18 protein-coding genes and 2 pseudogenes are annotated in these 22,020 nt (G+C 58.5%); 1 reads left to right on the top strand and 19 read right to left on the bottom strand.

Features of this window, described 5'->3' with window-relative positions:
• Nucleotides 1–11 precede the first annotated feature (11 nt).
• The 3 genes and pseudogenes from AKN84_RS11310 to AKN84_RS11300 all read right to left on the bottom strand — a co-directional run bounded on the left by AKN84_RS11310 (nt 12) and on the right by AKN84_RS11300 (nt 2,749).
• Nucleotides 12–1,747, bottom strand: a pseudogene (locus AKN84_RS11310) (fumarate reductase/succinate dehydrogenase flavoprotein subunit).
• Nucleotides 1,748–1,756: 9 nt separating this feature from the next.
• The gene (locus AKN84_RS11305; RefSeq protein WP_050420776.1) at nt 1,757–2,050 is read right to left on the bottom strand and encodes a gamma-butyrobetaine hydroxylase-like domain-containing protein; all 294 of its coding nucleotides are present in this window, start codon (nt 2,048–2,050) and stop codon (nt 1,757–1,759) included.
• Nucleotides 2,051–2,119: 69 nt separating this feature from the next.
• The gene (locus AKN84_RS11300; RefSeq protein ID WP_244485030.1) at nt 2,120–2,749 is read right to left on the bottom strand and encodes an ABC transporter permease; all 630 of its coding nucleotides are present in this window, start codon (nt 2,747–2,749) and stop codon (nt 2,120–2,122) included.
• A 190-nt stretch (nt 2,750–2,939) separates the two neighbouring features.
• Here AKN84_RS11300 and AKN84_RS11295 point away from each other — a divergent pair, with 190 nt between their 5' ends.
• Nucleotides 2,940–3,257: a BrnA antitoxin family protein gene (locus AKN84_RS11295; RefSeq protein WP_050420813.1), complete on the top strand. Its 318-nt coding sequence runs from the start codon at nt 2,940–2,942 to the stop codon at nt 3,255–3,257.
• 307 nt (nt 3,258–3,564) lie between these two features.
• Here AKN84_RS11295 and AKN84_RS11290 read toward each other — a convergent pair whose 3' ends face one another.
• From AKN84_RS11290 to AKN84_RS11220, 16 genes and pseudogenes are all read right to left on the bottom strand, one after another.
• Nucleotides 3,565–4,713 (bottom strand): nucleotidyltransferase family protein, encoded by a 1,149-nt coding sequence (locus AKN84_RS11290; protein WP_050420775.1) that lies wholly within the window; start codon nt 4,711–4,713, stop codon nt 3,565–3,567.
• 480 nt (nt 4,714–5,193) lie between these two features.
• Nucleotides 5,194–5,784: a DUF3363 domain-containing protein gene (locus AKN84_RS11285; protein ID WP_050420774.1), complete on the bottom strand. Its 591-nt coding sequence runs from the start codon at nt 5,782–5,784 to the stop codon at nt 5,194–5,196.
• Nucleotides 5,785–6,406: 622 nt separating this feature from the next.
• Nucleotides 6,407–6,868 (bottom strand): annotated as a pseudogene (locus AKN84_RS11280) (YbgC/FadM family acyl-CoA thioesterase).
• 379 nt (nt 6,869–7,247) lie between these two features.
• Nucleotides 7,248–9,002 (bottom strand): phosphoenolpyruvate hydrolase family protein, encoded by a 1,755-nt coding sequence (locus AKN84_RS11275; RefSeq protein ID WP_128970671.1) that lies wholly within the window; start codon nt 9,000–9,002, stop codon nt 7,248–7,250.
• A 54-nt stretch (nt 9,003–9,056) separates the two neighbouring features.
• Complete coding sequence (locus tag AKN84_RS11270; protein WP_050420773.1) at nt 9,057–9,515, bottom strand: ATP-binding cassette domain-containing protein; 459 nt, start codon at nt 9,513–9,515, stop codon at nt 9,057–9,059.
• The gene (locus tag AKN84_RS11265) at nt 9,487–10,314 is read right to left on the bottom strand and encodes an HAD-IIA family hydrolase (RefSeq protein ID WP_050420772.1); all 828 of its coding nucleotides are present in this window, start codon (nt 10,312–10,314) and stop codon (nt 9,487–9,489) included. Before AKN84_RS11265 ends, AKN84_RS11270 begins: the two co-directional genes overlap by 29 nt.
• Nucleotides 10,307–11,077, bottom strand: a complete 771-nt coding sequence (locus AKN84_RS11260; RefSeq protein WP_050420771.1) for an SDR family NAD(P)-dependent oxidoreductase — start codon at nt 11,075–11,077, stop codon at nt 10,307–10,309. The genes AKN84_RS11265 and AKN84_RS11260 overlap by 8 nt, the downstream gene beginning before the upstream one ends.
• Nucleotides 11,074–12,015, bottom strand: a complete 942-nt coding sequence (locus AKN84_RS11255; RefSeq protein ID WP_050420769.1) for a ribokinase — start codon at nt 12,013–12,015, stop codon at nt 11,074–11,076. The genes AKN84_RS11260 and AKN84_RS11255 overlap by 4 nt, the downstream gene beginning before the upstream one ends.
• A gap of 16 nt (nt 12,016–12,031) precedes the next feature.
• Entirely contained in the window at nt 12,032–12,280 is a 249-nt protein-coding gene (locus tag AKN84_RS48895; protein WP_244485029.1) for a hypothetical protein, read from the bottom strand.
• A 1,102-nt stretch (nt 12,281–13,382) separates the two neighbouring features.
• Nucleotides 13,383–14,264: a pantoate--beta-alanine ligase gene (locus AKN84_RS11245; RefSeq protein ID WP_050420767.1), complete on the bottom strand. Its 882-nt coding sequence runs from the start codon at nt 14,262–14,264 to the stop codon at nt 13,383–13,385.
• A 166-nt stretch (nt 14,265–14,430) separates the two neighbouring features.
• Entirely contained in the window at nt 14,431–15,921 is a 1,491-nt protein-coding gene (locus AKN84_RS11240) for a pentapeptide repeat-containing protein (protein WP_050420765.1), read from the bottom strand.
• An 859-nt stretch (nt 15,922–16,780) separates the two neighbouring features.
• Nucleotides 16,781–18,496 (bottom strand): dipeptide ABC transporter ATP-binding protein, encoded by a 1,716-nt coding sequence (locus tag AKN84_RS11235; RefSeq protein WP_050420764.1) that lies wholly within the window; start codon nt 18,494–18,496, stop codon nt 16,781–16,783.
• Nucleotides 18,497–19,360 (bottom strand): ABC transporter permease, encoded by an 864-nt coding sequence (locus tag AKN84_RS11230; RefSeq protein WP_050420763.1) that lies wholly within the window; start codon nt 19,358–19,360, stop codon nt 18,497–18,499. It lies immediately after the preceding gene.
• Nucleotides 19,357–20,313 (bottom strand): ABC transporter permease, encoded by a 957-nt coding sequence (locus tag AKN84_RS11225; protein WP_244485028.1) that lies wholly within the window; start codon nt 20,311–20,313, stop codon nt 19,357–19,359. The genes AKN84_RS11230 and AKN84_RS11225 overlap by 4 nt, the downstream gene beginning before the upstream one ends.
• Before the next feature lie 4 nt (nt 20,314–20,317).
• Nucleotides 20,318–20,533, bottom strand: coding sequence for a hypothetical protein (locus AKN84_RS48890; protein WP_244485027.1), 216 nt, complete (start codon nt 20,531–20,533; stop codon nt 20,318–20,320).
• A 44-nt stretch (nt 20,534–20,577) separates the two neighbouring features.
• Entirely contained in the window at nt 20,578–21,933 is a 1,356-nt protein-coding gene (locus AKN84_RS11220; protein ID WP_244485026.1) for an ABC transporter substrate-binding protein, read from the bottom strand.
• Nucleotides 21,934–22,020 lie beyond the last annotated feature (87 nt).

Here is a 22,020-nt window from a genome sequence, read left to right as displayed (position 1 = left end):
TCCGCTTCTCTCTAGGCGTGCTGCCGGATGCGCTGGCGGTCGTATGCCGAGCGCTCGGATTCGTCGATTGGCACAATATAGGGCGCGACCGGCCGCTTCTCCGCGGTCATCTGTCCGTCCCGCTTGCGCAGGATGCTGTGGCAGAACCAGTCGTGATCATTCTTCTCGGGATACTCGACCCGGTGATGATAGAGCCCCCAACGGCTCTCGGTACGAAACAGCGAAGCAAACGCAGCCATTTCGGCACAATCCAGGATCGACGCCGCTTCCAGTGAACGCATCAGCTCGTGCGCGTCACGCACCACCATCGCGCTCTCCATGTCCTCGCGGATTTCGGCGAAACGGGCCTGCCCCAGCTTCATTTTCGCGGTCACTTTCGGCGGCTGAAGATAGTCATTCACGAAGCGTCGCGTCTTGTATTCAAGCTGGTTAGGCGGAATGCCATCCTCCCGTCGTGTCGCGGCCAGCACGCGTTGCTGCTCGCGCACGACATCGGCGGCGTTGTAGTCGGCGAGGTCGATGTTGGCTGCAACTTCCGCCGCGTGCTCGCCCGCCACCGCTCCGTTGGTGAAGGCGCCGAGCATGTAATTGTGCGGGACGCTTGCCATATCGCCGGCCGCATAGAGACCTGGCACCGTGTACGCGCAAATTCGTCGACATAGACGCCCGAAGCGCTGTGCCCGGAGCAAAAGCCGATCTCGGAGATGTGCATCTCGATCATGCGTTCGCGGTAATTTGTCCCCCGATTCTCATGGAACCGTCCCCTTGACGGTCGCTCGACCTGATGCAAGACCGCCTCGATCTTGCCGATCGTATCGCTGTGCAGGTGATTAAGTTTCAGGAATACAGGTCCCTTGCCGGATTGCAGCTCGTTATAGAACTCCTGCATCATCTGTCCCGACCAGTAGTCGCACTCGATGAAGCGGTTGCCTTCGCTGTTGGTGGTGTAGGCTCCGAATGGACCGGCCACGTATGCACAGGCGGGACCGTTGTAATCCTTGATCAACGGATTGATCTGGTAGCATTCAAGGTTCGCGAGAGCGGCACCGGCATGGTAGGCCATGGCATAGCCGTCGCCGGAATTGGTGGCGTTCTCGTAAGTGCCCCAGAGATAGCCCGATTGCGGCAAGCCCAACCGGCCCGCGGCACCGGCGCACAGGATGACGGTCCTCGCACGCAACACCAGAAACTCGGCGCTGCGGGTGTTGACGGCGATCGCGCCGGCGATCTGCCCATCGCGTCCGGTCAACAGGCGCGTCGCCATGTAGCGGTTCGAGATCAGCACCTTCTCGCGACGCAATTGGCGATAAAGCGCCTTCTTGACGGTATCGCCGTTCGGCATCGGCAGCACGTAGGAGCCGAGATGATGAACCTTCTTGACGTCGAAATCACCGTTCTCGTTCTTCTGGAACTTGATGCCAAAGCCGTCGAGCTCCTGGATGATTTCAAAGCAGCGTGACGCATATTTGTACACCGGCGCCTGATCGCAGATGCCGTCATTGGCGATCGTAATCTCCTTGGTGTACTGCTCCGGCGTCGCGTAGCCTGGGACGACCGCGTTATTTAGCCCGTCCATGCCCATCGCGATCGCACCAGAGCGCTTGACGTTGGCCTTCTCGAGCAGAACGACGCGCGCTCCCGGACTATGGCGCTTTGCCTTGTAGGCCGCCATCGGTCCGGCGGTCCCCCCGCCGATCACCAGGATGTCGCAGACGACCTCCGTCAGGCCACTTTTGATCTCATCCATACCGTACCCTCAAGCTGGCTGCTGTCCGGCGAGCTCGCGCAAATAGGACCACGGGTAGATCCCGCGGTCGTGGCCGTCCGAGAAATAAAGCCGCAGTGCGTAATTCCCGATCGGTTCGAGCGCCGCGATGTGGAGATCCGGCGGGAGCGTCAGTTCGATGCCCTCGATCTGCCGACGGATTTCGCTGGCTGCACGGCTGGCTCGGCGCAGGGCCACCGCATCAACCTGCCGGATCCCGCAATCCGGCCAGGTCAGCGCCAATGCCGTTGCGTCTTCGCATAACTCGACCTGGGATGGTTGCACGTCGCCTCTCCTTCTTGCCACGGCTTGTAGGCCACGCCGTCGCCTCTGGCGCGCAATAAATTGCTTTCGCTATTTTGTGATCAGACGGCCGGAGGCTCGCTCGATTTGCGAGCCCTTCTGTCCTGCCTGCTCGGTGCCGTACCAGGGCAGCAACCTGCGGACCGCGCGTTCAAACAGAAGATCGGCCACAAAGCCCATCGCGCCGAGCACGATCAGCCCGACGAACATCTGATCGACCCGAAATACCTGTTGTGACATCTGGATCAGGTAGCCGACGCCGAATGCTGCTCCAGCCAGTTCAGCCGCCACCAGAACGACCAGCGCAACCGACAGGCTGACGCGAAGCCCGGCTATAATGAACGGCAGCGCGCCGGGTATGACGACGTAGGCGAAGTTGCGCCAACCACGCGCGCCAAGACTCGCTGCCGTTCGCCCGAGTAGCGGGCTCACGTCGCGCACGCCGATATAGGTATTGACCCAGACCGGGAAGAAGACGCCCCAGGCGATCAGGAAAATCTTGGACGTTTCACCAATGCCGAACCAGAAGATCGCCAGCGGAACGAAGGCAAGCGACGGAACGGCGCGAAACATCTGCACAAGGGGATTAATGATACCGTGTAACAGCGGCGGTTGCGCCATCGCGACGCCAAGTGCCACGCCAAGCGCCGCCCCACCAAGGAAACCGATCGCGGCCCGCACCAGGCTCGCGCCGAGATGCCTAGGCAAGCCGCATGACCACCTAATCCCGCACTTCGGTCTTGACGACTGTATATACATATCGTATGTACAATCGCATATACGACCGACGGTAGATCGGATCATCGCAGTGGTCTTTGACTTGGCGCAGGATTCAGCTTCGGGCCCCTTTCACCAACTCGCGCGAGGAAGAATGAAGAGAGAGAAAACCATAAGGAGAAGATGGGGCGATCGCCGAAGTGGCAAGTCCGACTGGACTCGTATTAATGCGCTCACCGACGCGGAGATCGAGGCTTCTATCGAGAACGATCCCGATTCGCAGGACCTCAAAGATATTGATTGGTCCGATGCCGTGCTGGCAGTTCCGCCAAAGAAGAAGGCTATTTCCATTCGCGTCGATGAGGACGTGCTCGACTTTTTCAGGAGCGAAGGCGAAGGCTATCAACGGCGGATCAACGCTGTACTGCGGTCCTACATGCAGCAGAAGACGAAGCCAACGAAGCGCGCGTGATGCGCAACGCTGTAGCCGAGCCGCGGGATTATGCGGAGTGCCGCGGTCAACAATGCGCCGAAAAAACCTGCGTTCACAGGATGCGACCCCGCATAACGCTTTACTCAGCATAATCTCCGCGGCCTTCGCCGGTCTTCGCCGGGTGCTTACGTCGCTCTGCACATTGCGGCTGATGATCGGCACGGTCGTGACGACACCGGACTTGTGCTGCCGCTGCTACTGCTGGTCATGAGGCTCGCCGACGACACACCCCTGGATCGCTGATGCTGGCGCCGGCGACTCCGGGCATCGGCCCCGCGCTCGCCAGTCATTTTGAGCGCGGCTGAGTTGTTTCCGCTTTGGCGAGCTTGTCTGAAAGATCGTAGCCGGCGGGGTCGGAGCCGAGTTCAGTCACCCCCTTGGCTAGTTCGGTGAGGAGCGAGCTCTGGAAGTCATCGTCATAGGTGGCGATGCTTGTGCGGATCGCCGCTCTCCACTGGTCGCCGCGATTCCATGCTTCCGTAAAGGCGGAAGCAATATCGGCATGCTGCCGGTTTGCAGTCATCGCCTCGATGATCGATCTGGCCTGAAGCCGATCCTTCGCGCTCTTTGTGGTCGCATCGCGATCCTCCTTGCGGCGGGATCCGACGATGAGCTTGTGGATGGCGTATCGTTCTGGCGACGGGACAAGGACCGGCACGCCGGCACCATGCAGCAGTACCGCGCGGACGGGCTGATAGATCAGGTAGTCGAGGAAGCGGAGCGGAGACGCCGCCGCCCCGCCGAGCGCCGGCATCGGGACAGGCTTTCCTGCCTGGTCGTCGGACCACTGGTTCGGTGTCAGGAATTCGACCTTGAAGTTATCCCTCGATACGAATTGCGTGGAGACCCTGCCGTCGGCCTGGCTCGGAATCTCGCGAAACGTCGGGTCGACCTGGCGAAGCACCTCCAGGATGGGTGGCATGGAGTCCTTGATGGCCACCGAAGTTTCGTGGAATTGCGCAAAGTCGGCGTCGCCGGTCTGCATCGCGACCGCATCAAGTCGTCTGCCGAGCACAGCGGAGTAGCACTGGTACGCAACGGTGCCGACTAGCACTCCACGCAAGCGAAAGAAGCCAGCCTTCGCTAGCCCTTCCACGACCTGGCCCGCGATCGGCAGAGGGCGCGGCAGATAGGCTTCACGGATCAACGTGGAGACGAGACGGCGACGTCCTTTCAGGTCGGCCTTCAGATCCTTGAACGCCTCGACCCTCTTGGTGATCTCGGGATCATCCACGGGACCGACGTAGCGGCGATCCTGTCCGCTGCCCTCAGGTTTGGGCGTGTCGAAATACCAGTATTTCTTGCCCTTGACCTCGACAGCCACGAACCGTCCGTTCGAGGAGAACTCCGAGGTGAAGCTCTCATCGAGGCTGCGCTGGACCAGTTCGGAATAGAGCGTCTGGTAGGTGATATCGAGGCCGTGGTTCGCCGGCATATCGGAACCTCGTTATACTATTTTCGCTAAAATAGTATAACTCTCGAAACGTTGGCGCAAGCCCGCTATACCATTCTCGCAAAAAAAGTATAACGAGCTTTAATTTCAGTAGCTTACTGAGACAACGCGCAGTTTCGCGCACGCTTCGCCCGAAAAGGAAATGAAAATCACCTGCCCAGTCCCGGGATGATCGGACTCAGGTTCCGGAAATAACGCGTATGAATCCGAGCGCAAGAAATCGCCTCTTTGTACCCGGAGTCATACGGTGCCCGATGACACAATTCCTTGGCCCGCTCCATGCACTCTCATGGGAGCCAGGATTTTGCCACGTCCTTCCTGGGGCCGGACCAACGCCGCATCGCATGTATTTCAAGCGAGCGGCGTTGTTGTTTAAAGACCAACGAAAATGACCAATCCCGACTGTCCTAATTTGGCAGAGCGAGTGTCCTAACTGGGACAGCACCCGAGAGATGTTCGATCTCAACGTAATGCGTCCACCCGTCGGCGCCATCGCGCACAACAACGGCGCTCTCTCAGTTCATCCGAAAAACCCTTCACCGACGACGCGTCCCACCAGGCGCTGGCTGGCCTGTTCCGGATCGAAGATGGTAGCTGCCGGGCCCCGCGATATTGCGGCATGGCGAGCTCGCGATGCATGGTCTTGATGATGTCGCCGCGCTCGCCCATGCGCCTGAGCCTTGTCTCAAGCTCGGCGCTGAGCCGCCAATGGCCGGGCCCGGCCTCTTCCGCCAGCGCCATCCGCTCGAGCGTCCGTAGCCGTCCCGTTCGGGCGGCCCGCCAAGCCGGTCCCTTGCCGGCTGCGCATTGAGTTCGAGAGGACCATTGGGGCGCATCGCGGAGGATTGCCCGGTCGAGATGCGTGAACCGCTCTGCCGTAACCTCCTGCTGCGGCTTGCGCACGACTTCAATTTCGGTCTCTGGAGCAAGCTCCCGCGTGATCGGATCCGCAGTCCGCGCGTGAATGCCGCGAACGATATAGTCGCGGGCGATCACGAGAGTACCGGTGGTGCCTCCGCTGATCAGAACGATCTTGCCGTCGAGCTTGGCCATGAACTAGTTTGCATAAATTGATGCTGAGGTAGATGGGAGCGCGCGTGTCGGGAACGATAGCTTGGCAACTTGATCCCAACCGGACATCGCCTCCGCGCATCAGCGCGCCGCGCTGCGGCTCCGGCTAGACTACGTCGTGCTTCGCCTCATCCGCGCCAAGGCGATAGTGATCACTATGTGTAGCCGCGCAGCAGGAGAGTGAAACCGCGTGTCGGACGGAGCGCAGCGGAGTGACCTCGCGGACGCTGAGACCGGTTAAAAGGGCACCCGATGACGGGGCAGTGATAGCGACGCCGGAATGCAATGACGGCGGGTCCGTTCAGCGAGTGCTCCCGGCGAAGTGTTCCTTTGGTCTTACGCAAGGGATCGAAGCCGGATGGCGTGCGCCGTTGTGGCGTGGAGAAGAAGGGAGTGTTCGAAAGAATGGAGCCCACTGGTTTGGCTCTTACCTACCCGACTTACCGGTGTCGGAAACGACTGAGACCTCGAAAGAAGAACGGGACCAGAGCAAGTCGGGAAACGTCTCAAAATCGGGCGCCGCAGCCCGGTGGGGGCAAAAGGTAAGGTGTCCATGGTGAACTCTGGTTTGACGATATCGCAACAAAAGTCTAACGCCTTGATTTCATTGGGTCGCTGGAAGACCGTAGCATGAACGAGGGGCAGATTTATCTGGGCCCTGTATGCGCTGCGCCTTTCCGCCTGAGATAAACGCCACGCGTACACGCGCCGTGACTAGGAGATCGTCTCCCCGCCTGCATTCCTGCAGCAAGGCGATCGACGCGCCCCTCACCTCTTGCGGGACCGTGACGACGTCGAGCAGGTCGTCCTAGGCCGCCGGTCTTAGAAAATCGATTGTCATCGAACGGACAACGAAGGCAAAGCCGGGCGCGTCGTTCTGCGTTTCCTCGAGCAGCGCTTGCTGATTGGTTCCGAGTAGGCGCAAGTAGTTCGTTCTGCCGCGTTCCATGAAGCGCAAAAAATTCGCGTGATAAACAATCTGGCCGGCGTCGGTATCTTCGAAATAAACCCGGACCTGCATATGATGGCGGCCGTCGCGAATTTCGCCATCAAGAGAGGCTGTCACAGAACGGTCCCCGTTAATGCGCATCTGAGACCAATTGTCTTGCACAGAGGCGCCTTCCTCAGCAAGCGCCAATCGTCTTGGGCTTGGGCGGCGCTATCCGCGCGCGAACCGAAAACTTCAGTTCTTTCTCATTCGCGCGAATAAGCAATGCGGAGAAAATCGTCGCCGAGTGCAGCCGAGCAACTGACAATGTCGATCAGAAGCGCGCTTGGCTCAGCGATGTTGCCCTCGGTGTTTCAGCCGAGATCAGCGCAGCTCCACAGCAGCAATCGGCCTAGCCAAAGAGAGAGCATCTGGTTGGTTGGGCCGCCGGTCGCCACGACAAGTATTCACGTCTCTGGAGGGGATCGCTTCGCTGAGCAGACTGAACGGCCGACTGCTACTCTAGGATCCGCAGCTTCTTGATTTTGTTGTAGAGGGTTTTTCGAGAAAGCCCGAGAGAACGCGCCGTCTTTCCGCGATGAAGCCTGTTTCGCTTCAAGCCTTCGATGATCCACTCCCGCTCCGAGAATGCATTTTTCGGCTTAGTCGGTGCGGACGTATTCAACAGTGGCCTCAGGATGCCTGCGCTGATATGCGCATCCGGAAGCGTCACCAGCTGGTTCACGATCTGGCGCAATTCCCTGAGGTTGCCGGTCCAATCATGGCCAGCAAGCGCCAAAAATGCCGAATTTTCGAGCGCGAGCGTCTGGGCGTTCGAGTCCCCCTTTGCCTCGACCGTGAAATGCTGAACCAGCTGTGGAAGGTCCTCCAATCGGTCTGGCAAGGCGGGGAGCTTGATGTCGAGCCCCGAAAACAAGCCGAGCAGGCGGGGACACAACACCGTTTGAAGGGCCGCTGCGCGTGCAACCGTGGCAGTTGCGATGATTCGAGCGCCAGAGCGCACAATGGATGCGCCGTTCAAGGGCGCGAAACTGCCGGTCTCGAGGTAATCGGCGAGCCGTTCCTGCCCATCACGCGAAAGCTGATCGAGATGCAGCAGCAATACAGTCGTATCGCTTGCACTTTCCAGCAGCGATAGTTGGCGTCTTCTGTTCTGGTCGCGCTCAGCCCCGAAAAGCGCACCGACCGTATCGATGGGCGGACCGGGTCGGCATTGAAACAGCGCTGCGTTCGCGTGCTTGCGATCGCTGAAGGCGTGGACCAGGCTGGCTATCCTTCGTTTGCCCGACCCGGGCTCGCCCCAAACGAGCACCGGACTTGAATGAGAGGCTAGACGCTTTGCGGTCTCAAGAACGCGTTTCATGACAGAGGACTGCGCGATGATGCCGTGCCTGAAGCCGCTCAACTGGAGTTGGCGCTCGAGGAGGTCGACCTTCTCCCGCAACAAGTGAAGAGTTTTAAATCCTGAGGTGATCTCAAGGACCGACATCTCCAGCGGGACGCGATCGAGCGAGGAGCCCCCGATGAAACCCTTGACGCCCGTCTCGCTGCAGATATCCAAGAGTTCGTCCGGCTTCGTTATCGGCCCGCCGCCAAGGAGGCAGATCACGTTTCGATCGACGGATTGAGCCACACGCGCGACTGCGCTCGTGCGCGCGGCAAGCTCCGACAGGCTGATCGATGGGTCAGATGCGCTTTCAACGCCACGGTTGAGATTGAAATTGATGCAGATGGCCTGAGTACCGGCTTCAACCATGCGCCTTGCTTCGGACTGGGTCCGAGTATAGGCGATGGTCATCAGGCCACGTTTTGCCGCCTTTACCAGCAGCTCTATTTCGCGGGCGTAACCCAGGCCGGCCTTCTCAAGCAATGATCTCCTGTAGTCATCAATGTGGATGACGGAAGGAAAATTAGTGACTCCCGCAAAACCCCATCTGCTGATCCGGTCGAGCCAACGATCCATGTCGAGCTGCGGATCAAAAGTACACGCGCCGAAGAATACCGGCAATTTCGTGCTGGGCAGGATCTCGGTCCGACCGAAGCCGGCCACGAAATCGTTGGTATTGCGGATTGGCAGGATTGAAGCGGGCGAAGAGCCGCCCATCGCGCGAAATCGACCGGCATTGAGCGCGAGGACGAAATCCGCTCCTGCTCGCTCGGCCGCTCGTGCGGCCATGCCGGATCCGATGCCCGCCCCCAACACAAAGGAACGGGAGTTCCGGAAGAACTGCTTGATACCGTCTCCCTTCACCTCACCCGCCCGTGTCTAACGACCGAGTTTGCTGCCGGCCAGCACCAGATAAAATTAGCTCCATTTTCCAGGCGCTTGCAACCGTCGCAGGGCTTTTCCGTTCATGATGAACAGATGGCGGTCCGCCGGGGAGGCCGCTAGGCGAACGTTGCCGGATCTATTGAGCAGCTCGGGGGCTGGCGCTTTTGTCACGACAGACTCTTTTCCGGCGCTGCCGTAAATGTGGGTGACGCTGCCGAGTCGAAGGACCATCCCGAGGTTACGATCAGCCGCGTCAACATCGTTGACGACTTCATTATCGATCAGCAACCGCTCACCGCAAATCCGCTCCAGCCCGCCAATCATGCGCAGCAACGTCGACTTGCCGGACCCGGATGGCCCGACGAACACGACGAATTCGCCATGGTCGATTGTCAGGTCGATATTCCGCAGGATCCGGATAGTCGCGTCGGCCTTGCTGACGCCTTCGAGATGACATCGGCCATCACGCTCTCCTCTGTCGCGGGGTTCCAACCAGCGCCGTCGGGACCTCAATCTCTGCCAGGCTCGATACGATGAAATCTGGTCGCGCGAGTGCGGGATCCTCTCGGGGCGGAACACCGGTCGTGACCAGCACGGTCGGAAGACCTGCTCGCTTACCGGCCTGAATATCCGTCGCAATCTGGTCGCCGATCATCAGTGTGGCGCTGCGCACCGTCCCGAGCCGGGAAAGCGCAGTTTCGATCATGTGCGGTTCAGGCTTCCCAACGATCAGGGGCTTGGTCCGGGCGGCAGCGGCCACCGCGGTGATCATTGCTCCTGCGCCCGGCTCGAATCCATTGGCGGTCGGCAAGAGGAGATCAGGGTTGGTTCCGATGAAGGCGGCCCCGTTCAAGATCGCCTCAACAGCAATCCGCATCTTATCATGTGTGATGTGGCGATCGAGGCCCATCACGACGATCTCCGGTTCTCGGTCAGTAACGTCCAGCCCAACCGCGGCGAGCGCATTCGAAAGCGAGGCCGCGCCGATCACATATACCCGTTTCGCGTCCGGGTAATTCGTCCGCGCGAACTCCGCGGCCGCAATTGCGCTGGTAACTACTTCGTTCGGTCCTATCGCAAGCCCAAACCCTTCCAGCTTGCGGACGACGTCCTCCGGCGTGTGAGTCGAATTGTTTGTCACGAAGCAGAACGGCAGCCCGGCCGCTTGCCATCGACGAAACGCTTCTACGGCATCAACGATTGCGGCATCTCCACGATAGAGGACGCCATCGAGATCCGAAATGACCCCCGCGATAGGCGGCCAATTGAGATGAGAGCTTGGGCTAACCATTCATCAGCATCCCGCCGTTCACATGAACGATCTGCCCTGTCATGTAGGAAGCTGCAGGACTAGCAAGGAACACGGCAAGCCCTGCGATATCCTCGGGCACTCCAACGCGTCCCAACGGAATGCGGCCGCTGTGGCGCGCTTCGGTCTCCTCCCGCGGGCGACCGTGCATGGGAGTATCAATAATGCCGGGCGCGATCGCGTTCACATTGATGCTAAGGGGCGCGCATTCATAGGCAAGCAGTTTGGTCACGTCGTGAACGATTGCCTTCGAAAGACAATAGTCGCTTCCGCCAGCCTGATAGTTGAACACTGCGCCTTGCGAGGACAGCGAGGAGCCGACATTGACAATCCGGCCGCCCCTGTTTCTCATGAAGCGCTCAATAACGAGCTTTGAACAGCGCAGGACAGCGACCGAGTTGATCTGGATCGTACGTTCAATTTTCTCGGAGTTTCCACCGAGCAGCGCCTGGGCGGATTTAATGCCTGCATTATTGACCAGCACGTCCAGCCGACCAAAGTGTTTGGCAATGTCTTCCAGGACCCGCCCGATGTCTTCCTCGCGCGCGACGTCCATCGCCATGGGAAGTATTCCGTTACCATAGGGCAGCCTTGGCAGAGTGTCTCTGAGGTTCTCTAAGTTGGCATCGGTGGCGACGACGTTCGCGCCCCCCTGGCGAAACGCATTGGCAATGGCAGAGCCAATACCGCCGCCGGCGCCGGTGACGAGCACCGTTCGGTCGGAAACTGAGAACTGTTCGGTCATTCCAACTCCAAGATCGTTTGAGACTGAAGAAACTCATCGACTGCCTCAGCTGTCGGCATTGAGCTTTGAGCGCCGCGCCGTGTTACGCACAAGGCTGCAACGGCTAGCGCCTTTCTAACTGCTTCCTTAAGAGGCAGCCGTTGAGCGAGCGATGCTGCGAATGCTCCGTTGAAGGCATCTCCCGCGGCCGTGGTATCGACTACCTTGACCGGAAAGGCTCGCAGAGAAAAGGAGCCTGTACCGTCGGCATAGTAAGCTCCCTGAGCTCCGAGGGTGATCAGCGCGGCGCCCGGCCCGAGATCAAGCAGCTTTTCCGCCGCGCGTGCAGCGCTCTCGAAGTCGCAAACCTCAATGCCGGTTAACTCGAAGGCTTCCGTCTGGTTCGGCGTGACGAAATCAACGCTTCTCCATGCAGCCGATGGAAGACCTGGCCTCACCGGGGCCGGGTTGAAAATAAGCTCGAAGCCTTTCTCACGCTTCATCTCGAACAGTCGATTGAGTGCGGCGATCGGCATACCCATTTCTGCGACGACGATTGCATCGCTCTCTATGAATTTGGTTGCGCTCTCGATCATGTCAGGCCCCACCTTCGAATTGGCGCCCGGGTCTATGACGATCATGTTGGAGCCGTCGTCAGCGACCATAACCACGGCCAAGCCCGAGACTTCGCCTGCACAGACCGTAATTGCCTCAGTGCGAACGCCAGCTTCCATAAGCGATTTTAAAAGCGACTGACCGGCATCATCATCACCGACATGCGTGTAGAAGTGTGGTTTTAGGCCGAGCCGGGCGGCCGCGACGGCTTGGTTGGCGCCCTTTCCTCCGGGGTGACGGGTCAACGCACCCATCAGGCTTTCACCCGGCGATGGAAGCCGCTCGACATTGAAGCACAGATCGAGATTCGTCGTTCCAAAGAACATCAATGGCCTGGCATTCATTTTACCGCACCGAAGGTTAGGCCTCGTTCGAGGTGATGCCCGTCAGATTCTCGAATTCCGGCAACTGGACTGCCACCGCGCCGGCATACGGATGAGTGTTATAGGCCCAGACAATCGCCGCGACTTCAAACTGACGCCAGCTGATCTCGTCCGCCTTGACTTGGGTGACTCCTATGACCGTTCCGGCCAAAGGCGCAACGCAGATGAGAACGTTACGGGCAAGCCCCATGTAATAACCGCGAAAGGCGGCGAGCTTCCTTGTCATCATTCCCTCCTCTGGGCTCGTTGGCCCACAAACCCACGCGCCCTCCTCGTCCAAGGCCGGGGCGCAGGGATGCTAATCCGTCATTTTTTCGCCCTGAGCGGCTTTTCAAACGAACGTTGGGTAACATTGGGTAACCATCCAAGTTCACGCTTGATGCCGACAATGGACCCACCTGGGGACGTTCGGCATCATGGTCGCGTTCCGTGATACACGTCTCTTGCCGGAGCCGGGCCGCCGAGACCATTGTGAGACCATCGACTTGGTATGATACTTCGTGGCGCCGAGCCCTCGCTCGAGGTCATGTTGCGCGTGCCAATGATAGCGCGCACCTTTGCCGCGAGCCGCTCTCTTGCCTCGACAAGACCGCGCGGCTAAGCCGACCCGAGGTTGCCGCCACCTCCACCTCACCTGTGCTCACCGGCAGGACTGGAGAACCACGTATTCCCAAGCATTCTCGAAGCTTTGGAAGCCGACAACAGCGCCATCGCAATTCTATCTTTTTGGCGTACTGAGATATCTTGGGTAGGACTAGGCTTCCGCGAACATTCCTTTCTCGGGGTGGGCGACTTCGATCGGAGCGCTTAGGAAAGCAGCAGACATGGCCCAATTGTGCCGAGACGTAGAATGTCAGTTGGCAACGAGCGCTCTACCTATCTTCGCCGTCGCGAATTGACCTTCTGTTCATAACCGCTCGAGCGAATCCATATACTGCCGTCGTGAACGCGTTTGGCCTCGCTTACACCCGGCTGCTGGCGCGATATGGCATCCATGCTCGCTCATGAACGCTCGTTCCGCACAGATTACTGCTTCTCGATTTCGATCCCAACAGGTCGCGATTCAGCGCTTAGAGTTGCCCCCCGGGGACAGGGCTACGAGCGGATCAATCGAGAGCATCTCCAAATTGCAGCTGAAGCATTCCCACAAGATCCAGCAGCAAAGATCACATTGGCTTCCCGAACCGATGATGTTCGGCGGATGGCGATGGCTTAACCTTATGGTCGACCAATGCGCCTGGGCTGGAGGCGACGTAAACCGAGGTAATATAAGGCGCCTGCGTCCAGTACGGCGCAGAGTAACTAGTTTTTCCCATACGTACGCGTGGCTACCGCTGCTCGGGCAAATCAATCCAGATGTCCGGAGGACCATTCAGGAGCGTATCTTGATCTGGAACGTAAATGCTATCAAAGACCCTGAGGTCATGAGCCATTGCCGCCGCGATCATTATGAATGGGAGCTTGACCTGCTCCAGATCTTCAAAGCTGTCAGTGTCAACGATCCGGATGAAATCGAGTTTGAACGTTCGGAACGCTACCAGAGATGCGGCCGACGTTATCAGGTCCTTGACGAGCGAGACTCCTCGGGCGACCTCTTTCCTCGAATGGTCGAGCGCCATGAAGAGACACGACAGCTCATCAAGCTCGGAGCGGCTAAATCGCCTCAAGCGTGACGAAACTGGCACTCCGTTCTTGTATCTCACCGTCGGCACAAACCGTATCTCGCTGTCGAGAAGTAGGTCTGCGACGGCGCGCTTCACCAGAAGCGCCTGACCGATATCCTTAAGGCCGAAGTAGCTGCGAGTTGGGCGCGCATAGCAGATCCAGCGGATTGCGCCGGTAACAGCTTCCTTCAAATACGCGTCAGGCCCATCTAAGCGCAAATGATAGTCTCCTTGCGATATAAACGTTCGGTAGCCAGTCGGAAACATTTCGGCGTCGTTCGAGGAAACCACGGCTGTTGCTCCCGCACGCAGGGCAAGGCCAATATCATCATCCAAATTGAAATCGTAGTTCCCACCCGGCCTAAGCTGGATCTTGTTCGGATACACCGTGACAATTGCGACGTCATTCTCTGATGCCGCTCTTCTGATTAGTTCTGCATGCCCAAGATGCAGGGCGCCTAGAGTGTGCACTGTCCCAATAGTTTGACCCGTTCTCGCCACCTCCCGGATGAAGGCTTTGCCTGCTGAAAGACATGCCAGATGCATTTTCTCGCTCCAATTTCTGCAAACGCACAAGCAACCCTCTGACCAGTCAGATCGCAGAAGGTCAGCCCTTGGTGTCCATTAACCGCGGATGCCAACGGGTTGCCAAAGAGGTTAACGCTCTCTCACTGCGCGGACCACGCGGCAATCTATTCCAAGCTGCCGGACATCAGGTTGAGCCTTCGCGATCACGTCCCATCAACGCAGAGAAGTTAGCCAAATAGCTTGATGACTCGCGCAGCTGATCACCCTTGAGACCGGCGTGAAGTCCGGGACACCGGTCTGCAAAAAACGGTGGCTCGAATGTGGTTATCTCGGCGCCCGAAAAGTCGACCTTTACGAAGCTCGCCTGGAACGGGGATATCCCGCTCAGGTTCGCGTCGCGTAAGGACGATTGATTCATGCGAATGTATGCGACGCGCGCTGCCTCCAGATTGCTATTGGTCAGTCCCGCCGCCAGATATGCCTGAACGAGATTGGCTCCTTCGAGATTTGCGTGATCCAATGCCATTGATTGCGGAGGATCACCGGTAATCATCGATCTGTAGAGGTACGCTTGCGATAAGTCTGCATTCTCAAGGTCGCAGTCGCGCACAAACGCGCAGCGGCCACGAAAGCCCATGAACTTGGCGGCTCGCATCGTGCTTTCTGCGATCGAGATGCTTTCGCCTGATGCCCCGGACAGGTCTGCTCCATCGAGCTGGCAGGAACGAATAGATGCACCGTTCAACACGGCACCGACGAGGTTCGCGTCGGACAAGTTTACGAACAGAAGTCGCGCATCGGTCAAATCTGTCTGTTCAAGTTCCGCCCTTGAAAGATTTGATAGGTGCAGATCAGCGAATGGGGCGCTCAGTGCTCTTGCCGCAATCCGGCCGCTCACCTTTGAGAGTCTCAGATACGGAAGATGAGCGCCTTCCAGGACAAGGCCGTCGACCGAGGTGGGACGCACGATCGATAAGCAGTCACCCTTTGACTGCAAGAACGAGCAAGCCGCCAGATACGCCTTCGTGATCGTGACTTGGCTCAATTTGGCAAAGCGAAACGAAGCGGAGGGAAGGAAACACTCATTAAGAGTCGAGCCTTGCAGTTCCGCCCCATCGAATACAGCATGACTCGCGTCGCACTGATAGACGAGAAGTCCACTGAGCATCGCGTTGTCAAAGCGCGCTCTTTTCATGCTGCAACCATGGAACAGACCGCCGCTCGCATCAACTACGTTACGCAGACTGGCATCATCAAAGTTGCACACCTGTGCCGCGATCGCGTGCATATACGCAAAGTCCAGCTTTGCCCCACGGAAACTTGCTCGCTCTAGCCCAGGACAGATCAGGTTTGCTCCAGAAAGGTCTGCCCGATCCAGCTTTGTTCCGTAGAGTTGCGCGCGATTGAGAGTACAGCGCCGCAACGGAAAATGAGATAGGTCGAGACCGCTGAAGTCCTCTGAGGATAGCTGCAATCCAATCCCCGTCCTCCTGATCACATCCTCAGTTCGTCTCCCCACCGCCGCCACCGCACGCAGCCGATCAGCAGCCCGGCTCCAGTATCGAACGAACTCTCCATCCGATGAAAAATTGTCTGTCGTCCCGCTCTGGACTTGCGATGCTTGCGATTCTTGATTCGCGCTGCCCTCGCAGTTAGCGTCGATGGTTTGCGACATGTCGACGATTTCCGTCTTACCCCGATTACGAGTCGGCTTATTTAGTACTTGTTACTCGGCAAACGGCGGTACGCCACGCGATTGGTGCCACCGCCATCCGCCAAATCAAAGCCTCGACGTGCCGATGACGTAGCAGGTTCGCGGCGAGCCTGCGCAGCCGTAGGCCGTGTGCTCGTCGACTCAATTTATCATGGCCGTCCACCACCGCCTTGTTGCGATTGTTACTCACCGGGGCCGCCGAGGTCGGCGGCGCAAGCTCGTTGACTTTGCTGCTGCCCAAACGCGCGATCCGTCTCGATACGCCTCTCCCAATCGAATTCATCCGTCAACCGAATGCAAGAAGCTCTCAATCTTGCTTCTTTCTCAGAATGAAGCCACGGCTTGCGGCCGAAAGCGATCGCTTATGTAGTGCCGTACTCGGCATTTACCTCAGCAATGACCGTGCCAGCCAATCAGCTGCAATAAGGGGCTGAATAAATGCGATGAAGTCGAGATCGTCGGATCGACGCCAAGTGTTTTGAACCGGACAAAAGCTGTCTCTTGTCGGGGATCGCACCAGGTTTCGCAAGGACATCGTAAAAACCAAATTCCAAGCTCGCTCGCGAGACGGCGAAGGCCGAGAAGGCTAAGGCACATCGCCAAGGAATTCGGCACGTTCCAATCGTCGAGTTCGCGAACAGGGAGTGTACGAGCTCGACTGGCCCGCTCCGCGGGCCGGCCGACCTACCGCGAACCACACAGTTGCTGGCGGGGCGATGAACGAGCGCGCAATCTTGACCAAACCGGCGCTCAAAAAGGGTGATGCTTCCGCGACCAAAGATCAGCTATTTATGATCCAGAAAGTCGAATTCGGCAGCATTCACGCGACGCCTCTTTCGAAAATCGTTGACGAACGACTAATCTCAGGATCGCACACAAAACGGGGCATGGCAGCGATAAGGCTCCTGGTATATTCGGATCGTGGATTGATAAATATCTCTTCAGTCGTGCCACAGTCGACAATTCTCCCCTCGCGCATCACGATGATGCGATCGCTGATATGACGAACAACAGCGAGATCATGGGAGATGAAGAGATAACTCATGCCGAGGTGGCGCTTCAGATCGCCGAGCAGGTCCAGGACCTGGGCTTGGATCGAGACGTCGAGCGCCGAAACCGGCTCATCGCAGATGATCACGGCAGGATTCGGCGCAATCGCGCGGGCGATCGCGACGCGCTGGCGCTGACCGCCCGAGAGCTCGATCGGTCGCCGGTCGAGCAGGGTCTTGGATAATCCGACTAGATCGAGCAACTCGAGGACGCGCTCCTGACGCTTGCGCGAAGTCTGGACGTTGCTCGAAAGGCTGTCGGATAAAATGCGACCGACCGTCCAGCGTGGATCAAACGAGCTAAGAGGATCCTGGTAAATGATCGATATCGACCGCCGGCGAGGCTGCCGTTCGCGCTCGGCAAGCGTGGTCCAAGCCCGGCCCTCAAACTGAACGGCTCCCTCGTCGGGTGCCTCAAGCGCCAGGACCATGCGCGCCACTGTGGACTTTCCTGACCCGGACTCGCCGACGATGCCCAAAGTCTCGCCGGATCGCAATTCAAAGGAGACTCCGTCGACAGCCGCCCGTAAAGTGCCATCTGGACCCTTGAAGCGCTTCACCAGGTTTGTCGCTTCGAGCACGATGGGGCGAGATGTCGGCGGGGATTGCACGGGTGGTGGCTCCGTTTGCTCGCCAATGGTCGATGATGAGAGACGTGAGCCACGCGGCCGGCGTGACGGCACGGCGTCCAGCAGCTGGCGAGTATAGGAATGTCGCGGATCTCCGAATATCTGAGCGGCGGTACCGCGTTCGACGACCTCGCCTTGACGCATGACAAGGACCTCATCCGCCACGCGGGAGACCACTGCCAGATCGTGACTGATCAGGATCAGAGCTTTACCTCGCGTTTTGGTTTCCTCGAGCAGTGCCAGCGCCTGAGCTTGCGCTGTCACGTCGAGCGCGGTGGTCGGCTCGTCGGCGATGAGGAGATGTGGATCGAGCGCAAGTGCCGCAGCGATGAGAGCCCGTTGTCGTTGACCACCGGACAATTGATGCGGCATTTGCTGGGCCTTGATTTCGGGCTCAGGGATGCCGACGAGCTTAAGGAGAGCAATCACGCGCTGGGTGAGCTCCTGGCGTGATGACACGGCACCATGCAGGCGTAATCCCTCGCCAATCTCTTTGCCGACCCGCCGAAGCGGGTCCAGCGAGACGAGTGCATCCTGCAGTACGAAGCCAATCCCATTGCCGCGAACGCGCTGCCAACCACGATCGTTAAGGCCGATCAGGTCCGTTCCGTCGAAGCTCAGTTGGCGTGCATGGACCCTGGCGTGGCGACCGGCGAGGCCTATGAGAGCCCGCGCGGTCACGCTCTTGCCTGAGCCGGACTCACCGACGATCGCAAGGCACCGCCCTGGTCGTAAGGAGAAGGAGACATTGCGCACGACCGTTTTCGCGGAGATGTCGAGCCCGAAGGAAACACTCAGAGAATCGACCGTGAGGAGATCTGCCTGCTGCCAGACAGGCTTGAGATGAACCTGCAGCATTCAACTTTTCCCTTCCAGGCGGTCCTGCAGATGGCCTCCGACAATGGTGAGGCTGAGGGCAAAAATCGTCACGGCCAGTCCGGGTATGATCTCCAGCCACCATGCATAGATCACATAGTTGCGGCCGGCATTGAGCAGGGCGCCCCATTCAGGGGCCGGGGGAGCGACGCCAAGACCTAGAAAGGCCAGGCCGGACGCCCAGATAATCGCCTGACCGACGCCGATCGTCACCATGGCTGTCAGCGGGCTCATCGCGTTCGGAAGAATATGCCTCCAGACGATACGTGGAAACGGACGTCCGAGGGACTTGGCTGCCTCCACGTACCCGGTCCCCTTGATAGAAAGCATCTGGCCCCTGATCATGCGCGCATAGCCAGGCGCCGTTCCGATTCCGACGGCTATGACCTCAGTCGGCACCGACGGCCCAAAGACGGTCACGAACACCAGGGCGAGCAAGAGCGTGGGAATTGCGAAAAGCACGTCGAAAATCCTGGTGAGAATGCTGTCGAGCAGGCCACCGGCAAGTGCGGCGGCGACGCCGAGAATGAGCGCAACGGACATGCTCAGCGCGGTCGCACCAAGTCCGATGGCAAGCGATTGTCCAGCCCCCTCAAGCACACGGGAATAGAGATCTCGGCCCAATTGATCTGTACCCAACCAGTGGACGATCGAAGGCGGCTGCAATGACGAGCTCAAATCGATAGCGAGCGGGTCGTGCGTCTGCAGCGCCTTTGGCGCGATGGCCGCGAGGAGGAAAAAGCCAATGACGGCAAGCGCGGCAGCAACTCGGAAGGGAATATGGTAGAGGAATTCGAGGAGTTCTCCGAGCGGCCGAGACACCGTGAGTTCTGCGGATCTGCTCATGTCAGCTCCATCCTCGGATCGAGCATCCGATAAGCCAGATCGACAATCAGACTGACAAGGACGAAAAGGCCGGCAGAGATCAAAACAGCTCCCGAAACGATCGGAACGTCCCGCGAGGACGTCGCGGCGACGAGAACTCCACCCAGGCCTTGACGGGCGAAAACGACCTCTATCAAGATCGCCCCCGAAAGAAGCTTGCCAAGAGCCCAACCTGACAACGTAATGCCGGGCAATGCGGCATGACGCAGGACATGGTGAAGCCTGACGCCTAAATCACTCATACCTCGAGCTCGCGCGGACGTAACGAAGGGTTGCTCGAGCACGCGCGTGAACTCGTTCAGAACGACTTGTCCGAAAAAGCCCGACAATTCGAGCGCCAGAGCAAGGGTTGGGAGAACGAGCCCCATCGGCGAATTTTCCCCGACAACGGGAAAAATCCGCAAGTTCACCGCAAAGACGACGAGCAGAATTGTAGCTAGCCAGTAAGGCGGCACGGTTGCCAGGAAGATTTGCGCGCCGCTGAGCAGCTTCGACCATATGTTGTCTCTGCCGGCGATCAACAGGGTGGTCAAGATGGCAATAATCCATGCCATCAGCAGCGCGGCGAGCGCCAGAGCAATAGTCGGACCAATCTGCTCTGCGATGATCCCTGCGACCGGTCGATGCTGCTGGTATGACTCACCAAGATCTCCGTGCAGCATTCGCCATATGTAGTTGGCGTACTGAACCACGAGCGGTTGATCAAAGCCGTATTGTGCATTGATGGATGCGAGCTCTGCCGGAGCCGCTGATCCGACGTTACCACTCCGTACATTTATGATGATCTGCGCGCGATCGCCGGGCAGCAAACACTGAATCAGGAACGCAAACGTCGCTGCAGCCCAGACGACAGCCGCGCCGGAGAGTATGCGGCGCGCGAACCAAACAAGCGGATTGCGGGCTATGCGCTTCACGGCCTCATTTCCGTTCATCAAAATGAGCGTCGTAGAAGACGGGCTCGCCCACTGACCCGTGATCCAGCCACACATCTTTCAGATTGGGGCTGGTGGCCAAAGTCACGTCCAGCACCGTGAAGCCAATCACAGGAGCCTCATCCACGATCTTCCGTTCCGCCTGCTGATAAAGACCGGTACGTTTAGCACTACTGAAATCCTGCTCCGCCCTTTGGATCACCTCCCAAAGCGCCGAATCCTGGAAGCGCGATGGGTTGAATCGATTTAGTTCACCATTCTGGTCCGGCTTCCATGAAATCCGAAATATCTCGCGCCGGGTGCAACCCAATAGAGCAGCACGATTTCATAATCATCGGGGCCAAGATTTCTTCCGGCGAAGAAATCAGCGGGATTAGTGGGTTGAAGACGTACGTCAAAACCGGCCGCCCTTGCCTGTTGCTGGATTACTTGCAAGGCTTGCTCGCCATCGGGCTTCAGAAAAGCGCTCGAATAGGAAATGCGTACCGTCAGTGAATTGCCGTTCTTGACACGGACGCCGTTACGGTCGCGCTCGGTCCAACCCGCCTGATCAAGCAGCTGATTGGCTTTCCGAATATCGTACGCATAGGCCCGCCCGAGTTCGTGCAGGTATTCCGGCGAGCTTTGACTTAGCGCACCGTTGCCTTCAAATGGCAAAGAGCCAAGGAAGGATGTGTCAACCGCGGCCTTTCGATCGGTAGAATAAGCAAAAGCCTTGCGGACGAGTACGTCGTCAAACGGCGGCCTGGCCGCATATAACGCTAGGCGCAGAGGGGTCCCGCCGGTGATATGCCGCAATACTGCGAAGCGGGAATTGGCGTCTTTCCATGCAATGGCCGGGATGTCATATATGGCATCGGTCTCGCCTGTGATCAGCGAGCCGTATCGGACAGTCTGATCTGGCAGAAACTTCCAGCTGATTCCGTCAACGTAAGCCGGGCCCTGGTGTTTCGCGGTGGTCGGCGCCGAATTGTAGTCAGGATTACGGCGGAAGGTGACTTCCCGCCCATGGCGCCACTTGTCGACGATGAAAGGACCCGAGCCGACCGGGTTCTCGCAATTCACCGCAAGCCCACGTTTGAGGGCGGTTGGCGACAGAATGCCTTGTGACGATTGGGCGAACACGTTGAGCAAGGGCTCGAACGGCACCTTCAAGGTTACCTGCAGCGTCAGGGGAGCGATTGCCTTTGCCGATTCGAAGCTGTCGCCAAGATAGGGAGCGGCAGTGGGATTGCGAAGATCGGGATTATTGCTGAGCCACCCGTTGATATTGTCAGCGATGGCCTGCGCATCGAGAGCAGTCCCGTCCGTGAACTTCACATTTGGCTTTATCTCGAATGTGTACACCTTTTTGTCGTCGGAGATGGTCCAGGACTCGGCCAACCATGGTGCAATCTTGCCGTCGTCGCTGCGAGCAACCAGATTGTCGCTGTACTGGCGTTGCAGGTACCATTGCTGCACCCACCCGCCGAACAGGCAGGCTGGCTCTTGAAAATGCCCATAACGGATAACGCCTCCCCGCTTCACCGTTCCCCCTTCTTGAGCATGAACGCTGGGTACCCATTGAGACAGGCCTGAGAGCACGGCAAGAGTGGCCGCCATCTTTCTTGCCAGACGGTTCGACGGGCCAGTGAATCGCCTCGAAGGTCGCGCAGTCAGTAAAAGCATATCCAAGCTCCGGAGCATTTG

The organism is Bradyrhizobium tropiciagri (genome assembly GCF_001189845.1).
GTDB lineage: Bacteria > Pseudomonadota > Alphaproteobacteria > Rhizobiales > Xanthobacteraceae > Bradyrhizobium > Bradyrhizobium tropiciagri.
This window is presented reverse-complemented; position numbering and strand designations above follow the sequence as displayed.

Coding starts and splice junctions, on each gene's coding strand:
- AKN84_RS11295 (WP_050420813.1), top strand. CDS start 2,940: ATGAAGAGAGAGAAAACCATAAGGAGAAGATGGGGCGATCGCCGAAGT.
- AKN84_RS11290 (WP_050420775.1), bottom strand. CDS start 4,713: ATGCCGGCGAACCACGGCCTCGATATCACCTACCAGACGCTCTATTCC.
- AKN84_RS11285 (WP_050420774.1), bottom strand. CDS start 5,784: ATGGCCAAGCTCGACGGCAAGATCGTTCTGATCAGCGGAGGCACCACC.
- AKN84_RS11265 (WP_050420772.1), bottom strand. CDS start 10,314: ATGGTTAGCCCAAGCTCTCATCTCAATTGGCCGCCTATCGCGGGGGTC.
- AKN84_RS11260 (WP_050420771.1), bottom strand. CDS start 11,077: ATGACCGAACAGTTCTCAGTTTCCGACCGAACGGTGCTCGTCACCGGC.
- AKN84_RS11255 (WP_050420769.1), bottom strand. CDS start 12,015: ATGAATGCCAGGCCATTGATGTTCTTTGGAACGACGAATCTCGATCTG.
- AKN84_RS48895 (WP_244485029.1), bottom strand. CDS start 12,280: ATGACAAGGAAGCTCGCCGCCTTTCGCGGTTATTACATGGGGCTTGCC.
- AKN84_RS11245 (WP_050420767.1), bottom strand. CDS start 14,264: ATGCATCTGGCATGTCTTTCAGCAGGCAAAGCCTTCATCCGGGAGGTG.
- AKN84_RS11240 (WP_050420765.1), bottom strand. CDS start 15,921: ATGTCGCAAACCATCGACGCTAACTGCGAGGGCAGCGCGAATCAAGAA.
- AKN84_RS11235 (WP_050420764.1), bottom strand. CDS start 18,496: ATGCTGCAGGTTCATCTCAAGCCTGTCTGGCAGCAGGCAGATCTCCTC.
- AKN84_RS11230 (WP_050420763.1), bottom strand. CDS start 19,360: ATGAGCAGATCCGCAGAACTCACGGTGTCTCGGCCGCTCGGAGAACTC.
- AKN84_RS11220 (WP_244485026.1), bottom strand. CDS start 21,933: ATGGCGGCCACTCTTGCCGTGCTCTCAGGCCTGTCTCAATGGGTACCC.